21 protein-coding genes are annotated in these 20,125 nt (G+C 57.6%); 6 read left to right on the top strand and 15 right to left on the bottom strand.

Annotation, left to right across the window (positions count from 1 at the left end):
- The first annotated feature begins 3 nt into the window (after positions 1-3).
- Positions 4-627, top strand: a complete 624-nt coding sequence (locus AC0V6L_RS12815) for an AHH domain-containing protein (RefSeq protein WP_486154577.1) — start codon at positions 4-6, stop codon at positions 625-627.
- Here AC0V6L_RS12815 and AC0V6L_RS12820 read toward each other — a convergent pair.
- The 5 genes from AC0V6L_RS12820 to leuA all read right to left on the bottom strand — a co-directional run bounded on the left by AC0V6L_RS12820 (position 624) and on the right by leuA (position 6,652).
- On the bottom strand, positions 624-1,613 hold the full coding sequence (locus tag AC0V6L_RS12820) for an NAD(P)H-dependent flavin oxidoreductase (protein WP_486154579.1): 990 nt from the start codon (positions 1,611-1,613) through the stop codon (positions 624-626). The two genes, AC0V6L_RS12815 and AC0V6L_RS12820, sit on opposite strands and share 4 nt — an antisense overlap.
- Before the next feature lie 49 nt (positions 1,614-1,662).
- Positions 1,663-2,718, bottom strand: coding sequence for an amidohydrolase family protein (locus AC0V6L_RS12825; protein WP_486154580.1), 1,056 nt, complete (start codon positions 2,716-2,718; stop codon positions 1,663-1,665).
- Between the two features lie 244 nt (positions 2,719-2,962).
- On the bottom strand, positions 2,963-4,117 hold the full coding sequence (locus AC0V6L_RS12830; RefSeq protein ID WP_486154581.1) for a serine hydrolase domain-containing protein: 1,155 nt from the start codon (positions 4,115-4,117) through the stop codon (positions 2,963-2,965).
- 61 nt (positions 4,118-4,178) lie between these two features.
- On the bottom strand, positions 4,179-4,955 hold the full coding sequence (locus AC0V6L_RS12835; RefSeq protein ID WP_486151352.1) for a glucose 1-dehydrogenase: 777 nt from the start codon (positions 4,953-4,955) through the stop codon (positions 4,179-4,181).
- Between the two features lie 20 nt (positions 4,956-4,975).
- The gene (gene leuA, locus AC0V6L_RS12840; RefSeq protein ID WP_486154582.1) at positions 4,976-6,652 is read right to left on the bottom strand and encodes a 2-isopropylmalate synthase; all 1,677 of its coding nucleotides are present in this window, start codon (positions 6,650-6,652) and stop codon (positions 4,976-4,978) included.
- Between the two features lie 288 nt (positions 6,653-6,940).
- On the opposite strand from leuA, the gene AC0V6L_RS12845 reads away from it, so the two are divergent.
- Positions 6,941-7,495: a YHS domain-containing (seleno)protein gene (locus tag AC0V6L_RS12845; RefSeq protein ID WP_486154583.1), complete on the top strand. Its 555-nt coding sequence runs from the start codon at positions 6,941-6,943 to the stop codon at positions 7,493-7,495.
- Between the two features lie 63 nt (positions 7,496-7,558).
- Here AC0V6L_RS12845 and AC0V6L_RS12850 read toward each other — a convergent pair whose 3' ends face one another.
- Together AC0V6L_RS12850 and AC0V6L_RS12855 are read right to left on the bottom strand one after the other, a co-directional pair.
- Positions 7,559-8,032, bottom strand: a complete 474-nt coding sequence (locus AC0V6L_RS12850; protein WP_486154584.1) for a hypothetical protein — start codon at positions 8,030-8,032, stop codon at positions 7,559-7,561.
- 96 nt (positions 8,033-8,128) lie between these two features.
- A complete protein-coding gene (locus AC0V6L_RS12855) occupies positions 8,129-9,277 on the bottom strand; it encodes an alpha-hydroxy acid oxidase (RefSeq protein WP_486154585.1) in 1,149 nt (382 codons plus the stop codon).
- A gap of 352 nt (positions 9,278-9,629) precedes the next feature.
- Between AC0V6L_RS12855 and AC0V6L_RS12860 the strand changes: the two genes are divergently transcribed.
- Complete coding sequence (locus AC0V6L_RS12860; RefSeq protein WP_486151362.1) at positions 9,630-10,109, top strand: YHS domain-containing (seleno)protein; 480 nt, start codon at positions 9,630-9,632, stop codon at positions 10,107-10,109.
- Between the two features lie 45 nt (positions 10,110-10,154).
- Positions 10,155-10,625: a hypothetical protein gene (locus AC0V6L_RS12865; protein ID WP_486154586.1), complete on the top strand. Its 471-nt coding sequence runs from the start codon at positions 10,155-10,157 to the stop codon at positions 10,623-10,625.
- A 109-nt stretch (positions 10,626-10,734) separates the two neighbouring features.
- Here the strand turns inward: AC0V6L_RS12865 and AC0V6L_RS12870 are convergent, their stop codons facing one another.
- The 5 genes from AC0V6L_RS12870 to miaA all read right to left on the bottom strand — a co-directional run bounded on the left by AC0V6L_RS12870 (position 10,735) and on the right by miaA (position 15,965).
- Entirely contained in the window at positions 10,735-11,361 is a 627-nt protein-coding gene (locus AC0V6L_RS12870; RefSeq protein ID WP_486154587.1) for a DUF4329 domain-containing protein, read from the bottom strand.
- Positions 11,362-11,380: 19 nt separating this feature from the next.
- A complete protein-coding gene (gene ilvC / locus AC0V6L_RS12875) occupies positions 11,381-12,400 on the bottom strand; it encodes a ketol-acid reductoisomerase (protein WP_486154588.1) in 1,020 nt (339 codons plus the stop codon).
- A gap of 40 nt (positions 12,401-12,440) precedes the next feature.
- Positions 12,441-12,959, bottom strand: coding sequence for an acetolactate synthase small subunit (gene ilvN / locus AC0V6L_RS12880; RefSeq protein WP_486154589.1), 519 nt, complete (start codon positions 12,957-12,959; stop codon positions 12,441-12,443).
- A gap of 34 nt (positions 12,960-12,993) precedes the next feature.
- Positions 12,994-14,748: a biosynthetic-type acetolactate synthase large subunit gene (gene ilvB, locus AC0V6L_RS12885; protein ID WP_486154590.1), complete on the bottom strand. Its 1,755-nt coding sequence runs from the start codon at positions 14,746-14,748 to the stop codon at positions 12,994-12,996.
- Positions 14,749-15,017: 269 nt separating this feature from the next.
- Entirely contained in the window at positions 15,018-15,965 is a 948-nt protein-coding gene (gene miaA / locus AC0V6L_RS12890; protein WP_486154592.1) for a tRNA (adenosine(37)-N6)-dimethylallyltransferase MiaA, read from the bottom strand.
- Here miaA and serB point away from each other — a divergent pair.
- On the top strand, positions 15,922-16,884 hold the full coding sequence (serB, locus tag AC0V6L_RS12895; protein WP_486154594.1) for a phosphoserine phosphatase SerB: 963 nt from the start codon (positions 15,922-15,924) through the stop codon (positions 16,882-16,884). The two genes, miaA and serB, sit on opposite strands and share 44 nt — an antisense overlap.
- Here the strand turns inward: serB and AC0V6L_RS12900 are convergent.
- The gene (locus AC0V6L_RS12900; RefSeq protein ID WP_486154595.1) at positions 16,881-17,567 is read right to left on the bottom strand and encodes a nitroreductase family protein; all 687 of its coding nucleotides are present in this window, start codon (positions 17,565-17,567) and stop codon (positions 16,881-16,883) included. The genes serB and AC0V6L_RS12900 overlap by 4 nt on opposite strands.
- Positions 17,568-17,684: 117 nt before the next feature.
- On the opposite strand from AC0V6L_RS12900, the gene AC0V6L_RS12905 reads away from it, so the two are divergent.
- Entirely contained in the window at positions 17,685-18,482 is a 798-nt protein-coding gene (locus AC0V6L_RS12905) for a Coq4 family protein (RefSeq protein ID WP_486154596.1), read from the top strand.
- Here AC0V6L_RS12905 and AC0V6L_RS12910 read toward each other — a convergent pair.
- Both AC0V6L_RS12910 and AC0V6L_RS12915 read right to left on the bottom strand, forming a co-directional pair.
- The gene (locus AC0V6L_RS12910; protein WP_486154597.1) at positions 18,479-19,708 is read right to left on the bottom strand and encodes a TCR/Tet family MFS transporter; all 1,230 of its coding nucleotides are present in this window, start codon (positions 19,706-19,708) and stop codon (positions 18,479-18,481) included. The genes AC0V6L_RS12905 and AC0V6L_RS12910 overlap by 4 nt on opposite strands.
- Before the next feature lies 1 nt (position 19,709).
- Positions 19,710-20,030, bottom strand: coding sequence for a DUF6122 family protein (locus AC0V6L_RS12915; RefSeq protein WP_486154598.1), 321 nt, complete (start codon positions 20,028-20,030; stop codon positions 19,710-19,712).
- Positions 20,031-20,125 lie beyond the last annotated feature (95 nt).

The following is a 20,125-nucleotide window of genomic DNA, read 5'->3' on the forward strand; positions in this document are numbered from 1 at the left end:
TGAATGAACAGGGGCCATACGAAACGCACGAGCATTGCTGTGCAACCATCTTTAGATCGGTTGCAGGGGCATTATTATAACATAGGTCATAGAAAAAGGAGGCGAAGCGCCATTCCTTTTCGGCAGGCAAATTGTAGAGGCCAGCCTGATTACAGACCGTCTAGTCAGTGCCATCATCTTTTACCGCTACAATTACTCAACCTGCATTGTTTTGACCGTATGTTGAACGAAATTGGTCGCAATTCCATCGGCTTTCACGATTTTAGAGCAAACGGGATATTGCTTCCCTCGACCGAGCAGGGCTCAACCGCCACGGGTCTGCCTTTGCACCGGGGGCCGCATAAACGGTATAACGAGGTTGTGATCGCCCGCATGGGCAGCATTGAACGCGAATGGTCTGCTGCATGCATGCATGATCGCGCAGCCGCCAATGCCTTCGCCATTACCCGGCTCGAATGGCTGCAACGCGCGCTGCGCAAACGGTTGATCAACGAATGCGAACAAAGCCGCATGCGCAATCGGCTTGTGCTCAATCGCAGGGATCCGATTGGCACAGGCTTTGACTTTACCGAACTCGATGACATGGCAGCCACGCTTTACGGGGCCACCGCTGTTACGACCAATTAGGCAGAGGCCCACGCGGTGTAGTCAGAATTCGCCATCATTCCGGCTTTCGCCTCGTGATATTCGCGTTCCAGGCGGGCGACCATGTCTTCGACGGTGCCGACGCATTTCACCGCGCCAACGCCCTGGCCTGATCCCCAGATGTCTTTCCAGGCTTTGGCTTTGGTGTTGCCGCCTGATCCAAAGTTCATCTTCGATGGATCGCTGGTTGGCAGGTTGTCAGGATCAAGACCGGCTTTCTCAATCGAGGATCGCAGGTAATTGCCGTGCACGCCTGTGAACAGGTTGGAATAGACAATCCCGCTCGCATCGCCCTCTACAATGCCTTGCTTATACGCTTGATCCGCATTGGCTTCTTCGGTGGCGATGAAAGCGCTTCCGGCATAGGCGAAATCGGCGCGCATACCTTGCGCTGACAGGATCGAGGCACCGTGCGCGATGGAGCCTGAGAGCGCGACGAGGCCGTCAAACCATTCGCGGATTTCCTGCATCAAAGCAAAGGGCGACAAAGTGCCGGCATGACCGCCAGCCCCCGCGGCAACAGGGATCAGCCCATCTGCGCCTTTCTCGATCGCCTTGTTGGCAAAGCGGTTGTTGATGACATCGTGCATCGTGATGCCGCCCCAATTGCGCACAGCATCAAATATCTCGGTGCGCGCGCCCAGCGATGTGATGACCATCGGCACTTGCCATTTCTCGCAAGTTGCCATGTCTGCCATCACGCGGTCGTTCGATTTGTGGACGATCTGGTTCACCGCATAGGGTGCGGCAGGCTTGTCAGGGTTTTCGCGGTTGTGCTTGGCCAGTTCTTCGGTGATCTGGTGCAGCCATTCATCCAGCAGGCTTTGCGGGCGAGCGTTCAGCGCGGGGAAGCTTCCGATGATCCCGGCTTTGCACTGCGCAATCACCAGCTCTGGCCCTGATACGATGAACAGCGGCGATCCGATCAGGGGCAGGCGAAGGCGATCAAACGGGGCGGGAAGAGGCATTGCAGGTTATCTCCTATGAATTGCGAGCGAATTAGGTTGCAATGAGCAACTACGCAAGCTGTTGAAGGTGATAGAACCGCTTTGCATTGCCTGCATAAAGCGCCGCTTTCTCATCCGCGCTCGCGTGGGCTGTGATCCGTTTGAAGGCATTCCACAGCACCGGATAGCTCGCGCCCCACCGGTCAACGGGGTAGTTGCTTTCGAACATCGCGCGGTTTGTCCCGAATGCTTCAATGCAGGTTTCGATATAGGGCTTCCACAAAGCCGCCAGCTCCTCTGACCCTACACCTGCTGCCGGACCAGCCTCGGGCATGGCGCAATTGTGCATGGCTAGCCCTCCCAGCTTCACCATCACATTGTCGCATTTGCCCAATTCCACAATCGCATCGCGCCATACATCGAAGCGTTCTGAAAGCTTGCCAGCATAGCTCGCATTGCCCAGCGGAGTGCCGCAATGGTCAAGGCAGATAGGCGTATCGGGAAACGCGCGCGCAAGGTCTGTGACATCGCTGATCTGCGGTTCCAATATCCACGCATCGAATGACAGGCCGCGCTTGCCAAGCTCGCCAAACCCTTCGCGGAAGGCCTGATCGCGGTAAAGCTGGGGCGGGGCATGGAAGGGCGGGCCAAGCACTTCGGGGTCCGCATCCCACGCGCCCTGATGGCGTATCCCTTTGAACCGGGCAGGCGAGGCAGCTTGCAGCGCATCGAGCACGTCGCCCGCCGCTGCGCCGCGCGTCAGGTCGGCATGGCCGATGATCCCGGCGCACAGTCGCGCATCACCGTAAAGGCCGCTGGCGGATTGCGCCGCCACGCCGTTCACATACTCAACTTCGCCAACCGGTTTCAGCGCATCGCCATAGGATGCGTTGTAGAACGCGCCGCATTCCATGAAGACGGTGGCGATGATGTTGTGACCGCTTGCTGCAACCTCATCGTTGAACTGATCGAAGGCGTAGTAGGCCGCTGGCACCAGCGTTTCGATGAACCGGTGGCGCGGTTCGGGGAACATGGGCATCATGGGGCGCAAGTCCCACAGGTGATGATGCGGATCGATGATCGGCAGATCGGGTTCGAGGATGGTCTCTAATGCGGGTTCACTCATGGCTGATTCTCCCCTTCGTGCGTCTTGCTTGACGCTTTTTGCAACTTTGTGCGATTCCAATGACTTAGCCGAGACATGGACCGCATGTTACACGGTCCTGGGAATAAAAACGCGGGAGAGCCAAACTCTCCCCAAAATCGCCCACAAACGGCGAGAGATTGCATGGGGAAAACAGCAAACATGACCGTCCCTTACCCCATTGCCTGAGCGTAGGAAAATGCGCACGCCCCCACCTGCAATGGTATCACTTGTCCGTCAGCCCAAACACAATCGCTTCATTCAGAGCGGCTCCGCTGGTCGTATTGGCAATCGATACGACAATCCGGCGCGGCTGATCGGGCGATGCGGGCCGCGTGGAAAACAGCGCGCGATATCCGGTGTTCGCGCCGCTGTGAGAGACATAACGGACATCGCCGCTGGTCCCGGTATCATCATGCAGAACAAGCTGCGTTCCCAGACCATAAGCCTGCCCCTTTTCAAGCGTGACCTGCGGCGTAATCATCGCTTTGGCCATGGCAGAGGGAATAGCGTTTTCCTCCCCCGACGCGGCATCCATCAGCGCGGTGACAAAGCGCGCATAATCTTCAGATGTGGTCCAAAATCCTGCGGCGGCCTGTTCGGGATAATCGTGCCAGCTGTCCTCAACAGCGGCAAACACACCATCGAGGATGTCAAAGCCTGCATCCGCGCCGATAATTTCCAGCGGTGCAATCGCAGTTTCATCAATGGGCTGGGCAAATGTGCTTTGGTCTAGGCCAAGCGGACCCAGCAAAATGTCTTGCGCCAGCGCATCAAAGCTTTGGCCAGAGACATCTTCTGCCCATAGCTGCGCGATCATATACCCGCCGCCTGAATAGCGAAACTCGCCCGGCTCCCCATCAAACACCAGAGCGCTTTCGAATATACGCGGCGGGTTGGAGATAATGTCAGCGGCAGATGGCAGATCGCTTTCGCGCGGATATCCGGGATAACCCGATTGCGATGCGCCGGTTGTGTGCGAGAGCAATTGGCGCAAAGTCACCGGCCTGTCCCCGCCTTCCAGCGCGGCTATATCAAGCGAGGTAATCTGCGAGCGTATATCATCATCAAGCCCCACCGATTGCCGATCTGCCAAAGTGAGGATGACGGCAGCGGCCACCGCTTTGGAAAGGCTGGCGACCTGCATCAACCCGTCCGCTTTTGCTCTGCCAAAATAATAGGTTTCGGGCGGTGATCCGTCTTCAAGAACGGTGACGCTGAGCGCGGTGACGCCCAGCTTGTCGGCTTCGGGTTCAATCATCGCCGCAATGTCGCTTGCCGGGGCGGCGTTGAGCTGCGATTCCAGCTCGGGATCAATCGCAGGTGCAGTGCAACCGCTCACCCACAAAGGCGTGCAAACAAGGGCGATGGATAGAGACATTTGGCGCAGCATTTTCATTCTCCGGTCAGTCCCCAATCCGTTTGTGATTCCCGCCTCTTACTCACGCGGTCGAAATCATCCCGCCATCCAGCGCAATCGTTTTGCCCGTCAGCCAGGCCGATGCGCGGCTGCTGAGGTAAATGGCAGTGCCCGCAATGTCTTCAGGTTCGCCCATGCGGCGCAGCGGAATGCTTTTCAGTGCGGCATCGACCATGCCGTCATTTTCAACGATCTGCTTGGTCATATCGCTGGGGAAGAGGCCGGGGGCGATGGCGTTCACATTGATGTGGCTTGAGGCAAGATCGGTGGCGAGATGCTCTGTCAGATGGATGACGCCCGATTTGCTGGCGGAATAGGCATAGGTCGGCATGCCCGAATTGCGGATGCCATTGATCGACGCGATGTTGATAATGCGCGCGGGGGTTTCCGCCGTGCCAGCGGCTTTCAACAGCGGCAGGAATTTCTGCGCGACGAAAAACACCGATTTGATGTTGATATCCATCACCTTGTCCCAGCCTTTTTCGGGGAATTGCTCCAAGGGCGCGGCCCAATTCGCCCCGGCATTGTTGATGAGGATATCCACGCTGTCTTCGTGTTTGGAAACCTCGGCCACAAACGCCTCAATCCCTTCCAGCTTTGACATGTCCGCAGCAATCGCGGTGCATTCGCCAAATTCGCAAAGCTCTTTGGCTTTGGCCTCAAGCCGGTCGGCCTTGCGCGCGGTGATGTAAACTTTCGCGCCGCCCACCAGCAGCCCTTTGGCCATCATCGCGCCAATGCCGCTTGATCCGCCAGTCACGACAGCCACTTTGCCCGATACATCGAAGAGGTTTTGCATGTATTCTCCCTTGGAAATTTTTAAGCCGCAATAGCTGAATTGGCGACGGAAAGAACTGCGCGAACGCTGGCGGTTGCGACATCTTCGTCAATGCCGCAGCCCCAGATGACGCGGCCTTTGCTTTCGCATTTGAGGTAAGCGGCCGCGCGCGCATCGCGGCCAGAGCCGAGCGCGTGCTCGGAGTAATCGAGCACTCTGATATCAAGGTCGAACGCGCCTTCCAATGTGCTGACCACGCTGGATATCAGGCCGTTGCCTTTGCCAGAAACGCTTTGCTGCCCGCCTTCGACCGCGATCTTGCCCGCGAACAGGCGGGTGCCATCGGGGGTGCGGCTTTCTTCGTAATCGACGAGGCTGAAATATCTGTCGGTGGTGCCGACATGATAAGTCGCTTTGAACGCATCCCAGATATCAGCAGCGTTCAATTCGCGGCCCAATTCATCAGCCAGGTTCTGAACATGGGCTGAGAAATCCGCCTGCATTTGCTTGGGCAGTTTGAGGCCCTGATCCTGTTCCAGCACCCAGGCAAAACCGCCTTTGCCGCTTTGCGAATTGACGCGAATGACAGCCTCATAATCGCGGCCAAGGTCTGCCGGATCGATAGGCAGATAGGGGACGCGCCAGGCTTCGTCGTTCTGGCTGGTGCGCGCTTCAAATCCTTTCTTGATCGCATCCTGATGGCTGCCGGAAAATGCGGTGTAGACCAGTTCCCCGCCATAAGGGTGCCGCTGATGGACAGGCAGGTCGTTGCAATATTCGACCGTTTCGATGACGCGGTCGATATCGGAGAAATCAAGGCCGGGATCGATCCCTTGCGTGTACAGGTTCAGCCCCATGGTGACGAGGCAGCAATTGCCCGTTCGCTCACCATTGCCGAACAGACAACCTTCAACCCGGTCTGCGCCTGCCATCAGGCCCAGCTCTGCTGCGGCAACGCCCGTGCCTCTGTCATTATGCGTGTGGAGCGAGATCACCGCGCTTTCGCGGTTTGGCAGGTGCTTGCAGAAATATTCGATCTGGTCGGCATAGATATTGGGAGTCGCAGCCTCCACCGTGGCAGGCAGGTTGAGGATGATCGGTTTTTCCGGCGTGGGGGCGAGCACGTCCATCACCGCAGCGCAAACCTCAATCGAGAAATCCAGTTCTGCGGTGGAGAAGGTTTCGGGCGAATATTGGAAATGCCAATCGGTGCCGGGCCGCTCGGCCGCGCAATCGCGCATCACTTTTGCGCCGTGGGCTGCGATTTCTCGCACTTCATCGCGCGACATTCGAAAGACGATATCGCGCCATGCCGGGCTGACTGCGTTGTAAAGGTGCACGATGGCTGCGCGCGCGCCTTCGAGGCTTTCGAACGAAGTGCGGATCAAATCTTCGCGGCTTTGCGTGAGAACCTGCACCATGACATCATCAGGCACAGCATCCGATTTGACGAGGCCTGAGATAAAGTCAAACTCGGTCGCGCCTGCGCTGGGAAAGCCAACCTCAATTTCTTTCACGCCGACTTCGACGAGAAGATCGAAGAACCGGCGTTTCTTCACCGCATCCATGGGATCAATGATCGATTGGTTGCCATCGCGCAGATCGGTGGAAAGCCAGCGCGGTGCGCGCTCAATCAGGCGGCTTGGCCATTGGCGATCAGGCAGATCAATCTGGCCAAAGGGCGCGTATTTGGTCGAAGGGTTTTTCAGCATGGGCATGATGGCAGTGTCTCGAATGCGAAGGGGCAGGTGGTGTTTGGTTCAAAAGCCCTTGAGCGTCAGCAGGCGGCCACTGGCACGCGCGCCATCACGCCCAAGGGCGCGTAAGTCGTAGGAGAAGGCCAGCATATCGCATTACAATCATGCTTGTGTGCGAATTTCGAAGCGGGTGCAAGCGGGCGAGTGACAAAAAGTTATGGCCCGGTGTAACCATTGCTGGCACGTCTGCGAAACAGGAGTGTACCGGCAATCAGGCTGCCGGTGAAAACCCCCTTAGGAGGACATATTATGAAACGTTCACTTTTCGCAGTCGCACTTCTCGCCACAGTCGCCGCATGCGGCGCGCCTGCCGCAGATGCTCCGGCTGATACTGATACCGCAGCAGCAGAGGCGGCCACCGAAACTGCTCTGTATAAAGACCTTGGCGGCGAGGCCACTGGCCCTGTGTATCGTAAAGCTAAAGGCGGTACGCTGGCTGTGTCCGGCTATGACGTGGTTAGCTATTTCACCGATGACGGCGTTCCGGTGGAAGGCGCAGAGGAATTCACTGTGCGTTACGAAGGGTACGATTACCGTTTTGCCAGCGCTGAAAACGCAGACACCTTTGCCGAAGATCCGGCCAAATATGCACCAGCCTATGGCGGGTACTGCGCATGGGCCATTGGCGCGAATGATGCGCTCGCTCCGGGTGATCCGCAGGTTTACGAGATCGTCGATGGCAAGCTGTATCTGAACTTCAACGAAGATGTTCAGGGCCGCTGGCAGGCTGACATCCCCGGCTTTATCGCAAAAGCCGACACCAATTATCCCACTCACTCAGCTGATGAACATTATCAGGACTGATCCGGGATAAACCGACTTTCAAAAGCCCCGCTGCTCATCTGAGTGGCGGGGTTTTTCTATGCCTCACCCACACCGCGCATCGCGAATGATATTGGTAGTATCGAGCATAATGTTCAGGCGCGGATTGGTCGCATCGGGGCGGACATATTCACCGCCCGGCGCGACAAAGCGAACTTCATTCGCGCCATCGATCACATTGATGATCGCAAGCTGGACATCATCGCTCGCTTCAAGTCCGATAAACTGGCCCATTTCATTCGCGCCGCATGTGGCGCTGGCGGGATCGGTAGCCGTGCCGGGGGCAAAGGCGCCTTCGGCGGCATTGGGCAAAGGCTCTGCCACGGTAGGGGCGACAGTCCCCTGCGGCACAGGCGCTGTTTCGGAGGCAGCATCAGGATTGCCCGATTTGATCCGCGCGGCAAAATCATCAGCGGCGCTGCTGGCATCGCCTGTATTTTCCGCCGTGCCGCATGCAGCCAGAGCAAGCAGCAACGGCATGGCGGCGAATGTACCTGCGATTTTGGCAGCAATGGTCAAGGCTGGTCCCCCGATTGGCAATTGGTTCGCACCGTAAGGCGCGCGTTCTTTACGCGGTTATGACACCCCTGCGCCTGATCCGCTATCCCGCAGCTATCAGCGCACGCGCAAACGCTCGCGGGTTAGCCGGTCAATTCGGGTGACCCCCATCAACCGCATCGCCCGCTCTATCTCGTCTTTCAGGATCGACAAGGCGCGCTCAACCCCGTCCTGCCCGGCTGCGGCAAGAGCATAGAGATACAGCCGCCCGCCCGATGCTGCGCTTGCGCCGGTGCATAGTGCTTTGAGCGCATGCGTGCCGCGCCGCACGCCGCCATCGCAGATGATCTCCATTTCTCCGCCCACCGCATCGACGATTTCCGGCAATTGATCGAACGGCGTGCGGCTGCCGTCCAATTGCCGCCCGCCATGATTGGACAGCATGATCGCATCCGCGCCAATATCCACCGCGCGCCGGGCATCGGCGGCGCTCATTACGCCTTTCAGCACAAATGTGCCGCCCCATTGTTCGCGCAAAGCGGCGGCTGTTTCCCAATCCATGGATGTGTCGAGCATGGTGTTGAAATATTCTGCAATGCTCACCGCTTTGCTCGATCCCTCGCTCACATGGGTATCAAGATTGGGCAGGCGGAATTTGTCGCGCATCAGATAATCAAGCGTCCAGCGCGGGCGAGTGGCGTAACTGAAAATGGCGGCAGGGGTGAACCGGGGCGGGGTGGTGAAACCTGAGCGCAAGCACCGCTCACGCTTGCCCGAAACAATCGTATCCACCGTCAGCGCCAGCGCATCAAAGCCGGCCGCCTGACAGCGTTCGATCATATGAGTGTTGAGGCCCTTGTCCTTGTGAACATAAAGCTGGAACAGCTTAGGCCCGCTCGTCAGCTCAGCGATTTCCTCGATTGAGCGGGTAGCGAGGCTGGAGATGCCGAACCACAAGCCAAACTTCTCCGCCGCTTTTGCCACAGCTGTTTCGCCCTGCCAGTGAAACGCGCGCTGAACCGCAGTTGGCGACAGCATCAAGGGCAGAGCGCTTTTGCGGCCAAGAATGGTGCAGGAGGTGTCGATCTGTTCAACCCCCGCAAGCACATCGGGCACCAAATCAACGCTGTCATAGGCCGAAGTGTTGCGCGCTTTGGTCAGCTCATCATCGGCCGCGCCGTCGATATAATCGAACACCGGAAAAGGCAGCCGCGCTTTGGCGAGCTTTCGAAAATCATCAATATTGTGACATTGCGAAAGCCGCATATTCGGTTGCTTTCCCCTTGCGCGCGACTTTTGCCTGATTGCGTCTGCGATGTCGATTCTGCCCTATCGATTCGGCCCTATCGATATTGCGCTTTTTGCAGGCGTGCGCGGTTTTTTCGAAATTTTTTTGTGCCGGGTGTCACCAATCCGGACATCCCCGCGAATACCAGATGTGCGCGGCCACTGGGCGGCAATCAGGAACCCCGGTCAGTTCCCCTGCTGACCAACCCCCTGACGCCCCTATCTGATTGTCTGCCCGGTGGTCGTCGCACGTTTTTTGTCTGGCTTATGCGCTTGTTGGCCAATGTGTTTGCAAGAACGGGCCAGACTTACAAATTCTAGGAGAACCCCGATGAAACTATCTCATATCGGCCTTGCCTTTGCTGCATTGGCCGCACCTATTGCGCTGAGCGCGCCCGTTTCTGCTGATGGCGGCATTTTTGTTGGCGTCGAAGGCGCTGATATCGCGGTGAGCGGCTATGACACGGTCAGCTATTTCAAAGGCAATGGTGTGCCGCAAAAAGGCAGCGCGAAATTCGCTGTAAAGCATGACGGCGCTGTCTGGCACTTTGCATCCAAGGCCAATGCCGATGCGTTCAAAGCCGATCCCGATGCCTATGCGCCGCAATATGGCGGACACTGCGCCTGGGCCATGAGCCGCGGTTCGCTCGCGCCGGGTGATCCCACCTTGTACAAAATCCACGGTGGCAAACTCTATTTGAACTTCAACCAGAACGTCCAAAAGACATGGCTGGGCGATATCGATGGCTTCATTGCCAAATCCGATCCGGCCTGGGCCAAAACGCCCGATGGCAAGAAATTCGGCGATTGATTGAAAACCATTTCACGAATGCACTGATTTTTGAAGGAATTACCTATGTCAAAATCCACAAGCCTTGCGAAGATGTTGATGGTTGCAGGCGGTCTTGCCGCAGCGAGTGCTGGCGCGCCAGCGATGGCAGAATTTCCGTGCGGTGCGCGCGGTGTCTCCAGCAGCTCGTCTTACTCCTCCGCTGATCGCGCAGCTGCCCGTGCTGAACGCAAAGCGCGCAAAGAAGCAAAGAAACGCGCAAAACGTCAGGCAGCAGCCTGCGCGGCGGCAGCGTGCAGCGCCTCGGCCTGTTCAGCGTCTGCCTGCGGCGCAGCGTGCGATGCCTCGGCCTGCGCTGCGGCGTGCGATGCCTCGGCCTGCGGTGCGGTGTGTGATGCTTCGGGTTGCGGCGCGGATGCCTGCGGTGCGGCGGCTTGCGGTGCCGCAGCATGTGGCGCGGCGGCCTGCGGTGCAGCTTGCGATGCCTCGGCATGCGAAGCGGATTGTTCCGGATCAGATTGCGCGCCGACTGCCTGAAGGCGCGTAGATTGGGTGTGGCCGGTGGGAGTTTCCTCCTAAATCCTGCTGGTCACACTCTTTTTTCAAATGGCTGAGAATGGATGCAGGCGCTTTCGCCTCTCAACCCTCAGCAATCAGGCAATGGCCCGCTCTGCCGCGCTCGCAATTCTGTAAGAGTGTAGCGCGGCAGCGGATCAAGCGCTGGGCAGGATCTGTAACCCGGATCCTGCGCCAGACATCCGGCTCCGCACACCATATTGGCGGACGGTTCGCTCGCATCGACATGCCAAAACCGCCCCCCAGGGGTCGCGACATAGCCATCCATGCCCGCCGCCGCATCGCTTTCCAGATCAAACGTTGAAGGCACTTCGCTGTCATAATCATCGTTCTGAGCGGCATGCGTATGATAGCTGGCCACAGGGCGCATTCCCGGCTCATCGAAATACTGGATGCCGCAGCTTGCCTCATCCCCCGGGCGCGGGTCAGATGCGCCCAGTTCGCCGCCTGTGCCTTCAAAGATGATGCCGCACAATTCGATGTCCCGGGCAAAGGATTGCTGTTGCAGCTCGTTCAATTGTGCGCGGGCAAATTCCTGCACCTGTTCCTGTGTGACAGTGATTTCAAAGTCTTCAGGGCCTTTGACGTTCATATAGGCGCGCGCAACGATGACGATCCCGATGATCGCCATGGCGACATAAATAAGCGGGTGAACAGGCGGAAGGGCAGGCGGGCGGGAAGGTGGGCGGGCGTCCATAATGACGCCCGCATACCCTTTAGTTCTTGGCTTTGTCGACCAGCTTGTTGGCGCTGATCCACGGCATCATCGCGCGCAGCTCTGCGCCCGTTTTCTCGATCGGATGCGCTTCTGCCGCTTTGCGCGATGCTTTGAGTTCTGGCTGGCCTGCGCGGTTGTCCAGTACGAAGTCTTTGACGAAACGGCCAGCTTGGATGTCTTCAAGAACCCGCTTCATTTCCGCTTTGGTTTCATCAGTGATGATGCGCGGACCAGTTTTGATATCGCCATATTCGGCGGTGTTGCTGATCGAATAGCGCATGTTGGCAATGCCGCCTTCATACAGCAGATCAACGATCAGCTTGGTTTCGTGAAGGCATTCGAAATAGGCCATTTCAGGCGCGTATCCGGCCTCTGTCAGAGTTTCGAACCCAGCCTGGATCAAATGCGTGATCCCGCCGCACAACACCGCTTGCTCACCAAACAGATCGGTTTCGCATTCTTCGCGGAAGTTTGTCTCGATAATGCCGCTGCGCCCGCCGCCAACGCCGCTGGCATAGGCAAGGGCGGTGTCATGCGCGCTGCCGCTGGCATCCTGATGCACTGCGATAAGGCAAGGCACCCCGCCGCCGCGTGTGTATTCAGAGCGCACCGTGTGGCCCGGCCCTTTGGGCGCGATCATGATGACGTCGATATCGTCCTGCGGCTCAATCAGGCCAAAGTGAATGTTGAGCCCGTGTGCAAATGCGAGCGCGCTGCCCGGCTTCATGTGGCCATGCACATTGTCGGCATAGATTGCGGCCTGATGTTCATCAGGGGCAAGGATCATCAGAATATCGGCCCATTTGGCCGCTTCGGTGTTGGACAGCACCTTGAAGCCTGCTGCCTCTGCCTTTTTCGCGGTCGCTGATCCTTCGCGCAGAGCAATGGCAACTTCGCCAACGCCGCTATCGCGCAGGTTTTGTGCATGCGCGTGCCCTTGCGAGCCATAGCCGAGAACGGCAATTTTCTTCGACTTTACCAGATCAAGGTCGGCATCGGCGTCGTAATAGACTTTCATTGTGAAGTATTCCTTTTAAATTGCTGAATATCGGGATGAATTAGGTTGTGCCGTCGACGCCGCGCATCATGCCGACTACGCCGGATCGGCCCACGGAAACCAGTCCAAGGCCGCGCATAAGCGCGATAAAGCTGTCGATCTTGTCCGGCGCGCCGGTGAGTTCGAACACGAAACTTTCGGTGGTGGTGTCGACCACTTGCGCACGGAACACATCCGCGATCCGCAGCGCTTCGACACGCTTGTCGCCAGTGCCGGCCACTTTGATCAGCGCCAATTCGCGTTCCACATGCGGGCCAGCCGCCGTTAGGTCGATAACCTTGTGAACCGGCACCAGCCGTTCCAGTTGCGCCTCGATCTGGTCGATCACTTCTGGCGGGCCATTGGTCACAATCGTGATCCGGCTGACGGCATGATCGTCGGAAATATCGGCCACGGTAAGGCTGTCGATGTTATAGCCGCGCGCGGTGAACATGCCGGTGATCTTGGCAAGAATGCCCGGCTCATTATCGACCGTTATCGCAAGGACATGGCGCTCTGTTTCGGCGCTTTTGATTTTCATGGGTGTGTTTGTCTTTCCGCTTGTCTGCTGCGCTTTAGACGAGCGCTTTGGCTTCGTCATCCATCGTGCCATCGACGCTGTCACCATACAGCAGCATTTCGGTGTGCGCTGCGCCCGATGGGATCATCGGCAGGCAATTGGCATCTTGAGCTACAAGGCAATCGACAATCACCGGGCCATCATAATCGATCATCGCCTGAATGCCTGCATCCAGCTCATCCTCGCCGTGGATGCGAATACCTTTCCACCCATACGCCTGCGCCAAAGCGACGAAATCAGGCAGGCTGTCGGAATAGGAATTGGAATAGCGGCTTTCGTAAGTCAGCTCCTGCCACTGGCGCACCATGCCCATATATTCATTGTTGAGGATGAAAATCTTCACCGGCAGACGGTATTGCGATGCCGTGCCAAGTTCCTGAATATTCATTTGAATGCTGGCTTCGCCTGCGATGTCGATCACCAGGGCATCGGGATGCCCCAATTGCGCGCCGATCGCTGCGGGAAGGCCGTAACCCATCGTGCCAAGCCCGCCGGAAGTCAGCCATTTGTTCGGCTGTTCAAATCCGAAATATTGCGCCGCCCACATCTGGTGCTGGCCCACTTCGGTGGTGATGATGGGTGATTGTTCGTGCGTTAAAGCATGCAGCCGCTCCACCGCTTTTTGCGGCATGATCATATCGGGATGTTTCTTGGATTTGCCCGGGTAAGCCAGGCATTCACGCGCACGCCATCCGGCAATGCGCGCTTTCCATTCGCCCATATCCTGCGGGCTTCGCGCACCCCACGCCTCGATCATCTGGTCAAGCACAGTCGCGCAATCACCCACAATACCAAGGTCCACCGGCACCGTTTTGTTGATCGAGGACCGGTCGATATCGATGTGAATTTTCTTCGAACCGGGCGAAAACGCATCGAGCCTGCCGGTCACCCGGTCATCAAAGCGCGCGCCGATGCAAACCATCACATCGGCCCCGTTCATCGCCATATTGGCTTCGTAAGTGCCGTGCATTCCCAACATTCCCAGCCAATCGGGATGCTCAGATGGAAACGCGCCAAGCCCCATCAGCGTCGATGTGGTGGGCGCGCCGGTTAGATCTTGAAACTGGCGCAGCAATTCAGTGGCCTGCGGGCCGGAATTGATAACGCCGCCGCCTGTGTAAAAGATGGGCCGCTGGGCACTGGCAATCAACTCCACCGCTTCGCTGATCTGTTCAGCGGGGGCGACCATTTGCGGGGTATAGCGGTGTGTTGCGGTGAGTTTTGAAGCGCGGTTTTTGGAAGGCACTGCGATCTGCACATCTTTGGGAATGTCGATCACAACCGGACCCGGCCGGCCCGTCGTTGCAATGCAGAACGCTTCTTCAATGGTGGCGGCAAGATCAGAGGGGTCTTTGACCAGATAATTGTGCTTTGTGCAGTGGCGCGTGATGCCGACGGTATCGGCTTCCTGAAACGCATCGGACCCGATCAATGCGGTGGGCACTTGGCCAGTGATGATGACAAGCGGGATCGAATCCATCCACGCATCGGCAATGCCGGTTACCGCATTGGTTGCGCCGGGGCCGGATGTGACCAGAACAACGCCCGGCTTGCCGGTCGCGCGCGCATATCCTTCGGCGGCATGCGCCGCGCCGGCCTCGTGGCGGACGAGGATGTGGCGAATGCGTTCATCGCCGAACAGTTCGTCGTAAATCGGCAGGACCGCGCCGCCGGGATAGCCGAACACATATTCGACCCCCTGATCTATCAGGCCCTGAACCAGAATTGCGGCACCAGATGGTTGCGCCACGTGCGTCTCCCAAATCTTTCAATTCAAAACAAAAAAGGCCCGAGGCGGTTATTCGCATCGGGCCGTTCCGGGTATTCGTATGAAGAACGCCCGATCAGCCCGTAACCACCACAGTCAAAATAATGGACATGATCAGATTGCCTTCCTCTATATGCTTCTTTGACCATCGTTAAGCGATGCGTTGGACAATTCCAAGAACCGAACCGCCGCGCCGTATTAAATTGCGTCTTCGAGGCCGCGCTAGAGGGCATATTATGATGCGTCAAGCGTTATTTTTGTAATAATGAACCAAAAATTTTTGACGCATCGTAATTTTCGGACTCAATTTGCGGCCATTCTTCCGGAGACTGGTTGCGCAGCCAGGTGAACTGGCGCTTGGCGTAATTGCGCGTGGATTGCTGGGCGCTGATGATCGCATCCGCCATCGACAGCCGCCCGGCCAGATGCTCGCTCAATTCCGGCACTCCGATGGCGCGCATAACTGGAAGATCAGGATCAAGCCCGCGCGCAACCAGGGTTTCGGTTTCTTCCAGCGCGCCGTTATCAACCATCATGCCAAAGCGTTTGTCGCAGCGTTGATAGACCCATTCACGCTCCGGCATCAGGACGGCGGGGTAAAGCGTGATGTCCTCCGCGATCCCGCCGGTTTTGGACAATTGCCAATCGCCCAGCGTCACGCCAGTGGATCGTTTCACTTCCAGTGCGCGGGCAATGCGCTGGGTATCGCCGGGATTGAGATCGGCGGCGCGCTCTGGGTCTTCGATTTGGAGGGCTGCATAAGCGGCCTCGGTTGAAAGCGCGCGAGTGGCGGCGCGGACTTCGGGGTTGATTTCGGGAATGGGGGCGATCCCTTCGAGCAGGACTTTGATATAAAGCCCCGTGCCGCCCACCAGTATGGGCACCACGCCAGCTGCATGGCAGGCGCCGATTTCCTCGCGCGCACGCTTGGCCCAATCGGCTGCTGAGCACGCCCATGCCCCGTCCCATGCACCGAACAGGCGGTGGTCGATCCCGCCCATCTCATCCTCGCTGGGCCGGGCAGACAGGATGGACAGATCGGAATAGACCTGCGCGCTGTCCGCATTCAGGATCACCGCCTCGCGCCCGGCTTTTTCAAGCGTTTTTGCAAGGTCCACGGCCAATGCGCTCTTGCCGCTTGCAGTGGGGCCTGCAATGAGCGCGACAGGTTTGGAAAGAGGGTCTTCGATAGTGCTCATAGCGCGGCTGATAGCAGACAATCAGAATTGGGAAACACAGCTTCGCGATTTCAAGAGCGAGCATCCCAAGGGCAGCTCAATTCTGGGCGGCTTCCGTCAGGCGTGGCCCGTTGCTCACATGCAGGTGATTTCAGGTGTTCGTCTACCGATCCCTCAGACCGTTCTCCAACTGCACTTGAACATAGAGGACACCGGATATGCCCTCAATGTGATGCACCCTCACTTCGGAAAATGTGATACATTATTTGCCAGCGAAATGGTTCGCATTCCCAATGTCTTCGTCTCCGACATGGATTCCACCATGATCGGGCAGGAATGCATTGATGAACTGGCTGATTATGCCGGTCTCAAAGACAAGATCGCCGACATCACCGAACGCGCGATGCAAGGCGATCTGGATTTCGAAGACGCGCTGAAAGAGCGTGTCGCGCTGCTTAAAGGTCTACCCGAAGACGCGATTGCGCAATGTCTTGCAGAGCGCATCCGCGCCAATCCCGGCGCGCGGGTTTTGGTGCAAACGCTGAAAGCCAAGGGCTGCAAAACGGTGCTGGTCACAGGTGGGTTTCACCACTTCGCAGACCGTGTGGCCGAAGAATTGGGATTTGATCGTGTGGTCGGCAATCGGCTCGAAGTAACTGGCGGCAAGCTGACAGGCGCGCTTGAGGGGGCAATCGTCGACAGCTCCACAAAGCGCGAGGTTCTGGAAGCTGAAGCCTCCGCGCTTGATACCCATCCCTGGACGCTGGCAATTGGCGATGGCGCGAATGACATCCCAATGATCGAAGCCGCGACCTATGGCTTTGCCTACCACGCCAAACCCAAAGCAAAAGCCGCGGCTGATGGCGTGATTGATAACGGCGATTTGACAGCCGTGCTCAGCCTATTGGGTATTTCTGAGGATGAGTGGGTGCGCGACTAAAGCCAGCTCGCAATCTGGCTCAGCGGTTTTTTCTTCAAGGCATGCGCTGGCACTGTCGCGTCCTTGGCAGGGCGGCCCACCACGACAATCATCAACGGCTTTTCCCATTCGGGCCGCTCGCACGCCTCGCGCAGGAAACCCATGGGGGAGGGCGTGTGGGTCAAAGTTGCCAATCCCGCCTCGTGCAGACACGCGATCAGCAGGCCGCAGGCGATCCCGACGCTTTCATTGACGTAGTAATTCTGCGTTTTGCCATCCTCTTCAATCCCACCTTTGCGCTGGGCGAAAACCGCGATGAGATAAGGCGCGTTTTCGAGAAAAGGCTTATCCGCATCGGTGCCAAGGTCTTTCAATGCGCCCAGCCATTCATCTGATGCCTTGGGTTTGCTGCCTTCTTCGCCGTAAAAGCGGCGTTCTTCGGCTTCGGCGGCTTCGCGGATTGCGCGTTTTTTGTCTGCGCTTTCAATCACCGCGAAATGCCATGGCTGGTGGTTTGCCCCATTTGGCGCGGTGCCGGCGGCTTCAATGGCCGCTTCGATCACTTCGCGCGGCACGGGCGTGTCAGCGAAATAGCGGCAGGTGCGGCGCGTTTTGGTCGTGTCGCGAAAAGTGCGCGCCCGCTCTATCGCTTCATCATCGCTCAATTGTTCAAGGGCGTAAGGGGCCGTTTCGTGGGTCTTCATAGCCCAAGCCTATCCGCTCTTGCGCCGCTCTAGTCAACGCGCTGGACATCTTACTAACATTGATGTAGGTTGCATTCCAATGACTGGTTATTGAGATTCGGATTTACGAGACAAACCATGGCTACCATCGACCTTCCTTTCCTTGCGCCCGACCGCAAAATCAGCGGTTTCCGCCCGTTCACCGCGCTGCGCCATTTCCGCAAGCTGGTGGCCGATAAAGAGGACACCAAACAGGTGTTCTACATTATCGAGGCGCTGTCAGGCCGCAGAGTTCTGGATAAGGCTCGCAATTTCGTCGCAACGCCCAAAGCGCGCGAATTTATGCAGCGCGAAGACGTGTTGCCGATTGGCGAGATGCTTGATGATCATGCGCGCTGGGCCGATTGCGGGCCGAACACTTTGGCGCAGCATTACATCCGCTTTATGAAACGCGAAGGGTTATCTGCTGCTGGCCTTCAGGCTGAAAGCTATGATTGGCGGCCCCGCCACGAACGGCCGAATGATCAGCTGGAATGGTACACGTGCCGCCTGCGCGATACGCATGATTTGTCGCACATCCTGACAGGGTATGGCCGCGATGCTTTGGGCGAAGCGGCTTTGCTCGGCTTTTCCTATGAGCAAGATCACAATCTGGGCGTCAAATTTATCGCCTATGCCGCCGCGCGTCAGATTAAGAAGGCAACGGGCACATCAGCCCCGATCTATGCCGCCATTCGCGAAGGGCGCAATCTGGGCAAGGCTGCAGCAAAGCTCAGCCATATGGATGTTGAAGCGATGATGGCCCGTGACATTGATGACGTCCGCGCGGAAATGAATATCGGCAAGCCCGTGCTCTACCGCGAATGCCTCGCGCAATTGGAGAGCGAGGGTTACGGCGAACACGACATTGCAATCAACGATGCAGCGCCTGCTTAGCCGGGCGTTCGCTGCGCAATCTGGCGGGTAACGCGCCACAGAACCGCGAGACCGGCATAGCCGAACATGGCGGACAGCAGGAATGGTGCGCCGGGGAAATAGAGCCCGGTGTCATCGGCATAGACCGCGAAAACGCTGGTCATCATAACCGGACCAAAAACGCTGGTAATGCTCATGGTGGAGGCGACCGCGCCTTGTAACTCGCCCTGTGCGTCTTCGGAAATCCGCTCGCTCATCATTTGTTGGATGGCGGGAAATGTGACGCCTGCAATGCTGCCAACCACAATCGCAAAGATCAAAAACCAGCCGGTTGGTGCGAATGCCATCAGGACATAGGATTGCAGGCCGATAACCAGCCCGCCGATCGCGGTGGCTTTCACGCCAAAACGCTTAATCAAAACGCCTGTCAGGCCAGCTTGCGTAAAGGCGAGCATCAGACCGTAAAAGGCAACACCGAGCCCAATATCAAATTCGCTCCAATCAAATTTGAGCCGAGTGTAATATGACCACACCGCCATGGTGGATTGCGCTGCGGTCTGCATCAGGAATATCACGCTGAGAAAGCCGAGGATGAGCGGCGTTTTCGACATCTCAAATATCGTTCCCAGCGGATTGGCGCGCGCCATCGTAAAGCGGCGGCGGCGATCCTTCGGCAAAGTTTCGCGCAGGGCAAACCAGCCGATTACCGCGCCGCCTATGCACAAAATGGCCGCTGCAAAAAACGGCGCGCGCACCGAATATTCGCCCAAAGTGCCGCCGATTGCAGGGCCAATGACAAACCCGCTCGCGCCTGCACCGCCCAGCATTCCAAACAGTTTTCCGCGATCCTGCGGCCCGGCGATATCGGCAATGCACGAATTGGCCGCAGCCCAGCTCGCGCCCATAATGCCCGAGAGGATGCGCCCTGCAAACAGCCACCACAAATCAGGCGCGAGCGCCATGATGATGTAATCAATGCCGAGCAGGAACACGGTGACGAGCAAGATGGGCCGCCTGCCAAACCGGTCGGACAATCCGCCAATAACGGGCGCAAACAGGAACTGCATCACCGCATAGGCAAACAGCAGCCAGCCGCCAATGCTCGCGGTTTGCGCCTCGGCAAGGCCCGTCATCTCTTCGAGCAAAGATGGCATGACAGGCACGATGAGCCCGATCCCCATCATGTCGACAAACACGATAAAGGCGACGAGGGTTAGGGTAGCTTTGCTGGAGAGGTCCGCGGTCACATCACCATGTCTGCATCACGCAATCGCCATAGTCCACGCAAAGATGCCAAAGCGCGCCTACGCCAAAGGCACGTATCCACCATTTGGGCACTGCGAGCATTGCGGTGAAGGCAAGGGCAGCTTGCCAGCCATGCAGCAGGTGAAACCCGATTGAGCAGCGGTTCGGGTCGAAGATAGGGCTGACGAGCAGATGGTCGAGGTCGATCAGGTTTGCGCTCGCAATGATTAGTCCGGCGCGCCACCAGTTATCGCGCCAGATGAGCCAGCCGATAGCGAAGGGGACAAGCCAATGCCCGCCGTAGTGGAGTAGGGGCTGGAGCATGAGCAAACACTTTCCCCGCTCGTCCTGAGCTTGTCGAAGGACCGCACTTCACTTTTGATAAGGTGCCAGAAGAAAAGTGCGATGCTTCGACAAGC

The sequence above is a fragment of the Erythrobacter sp. JB1-15 genome (assembly GCF_057365035.1).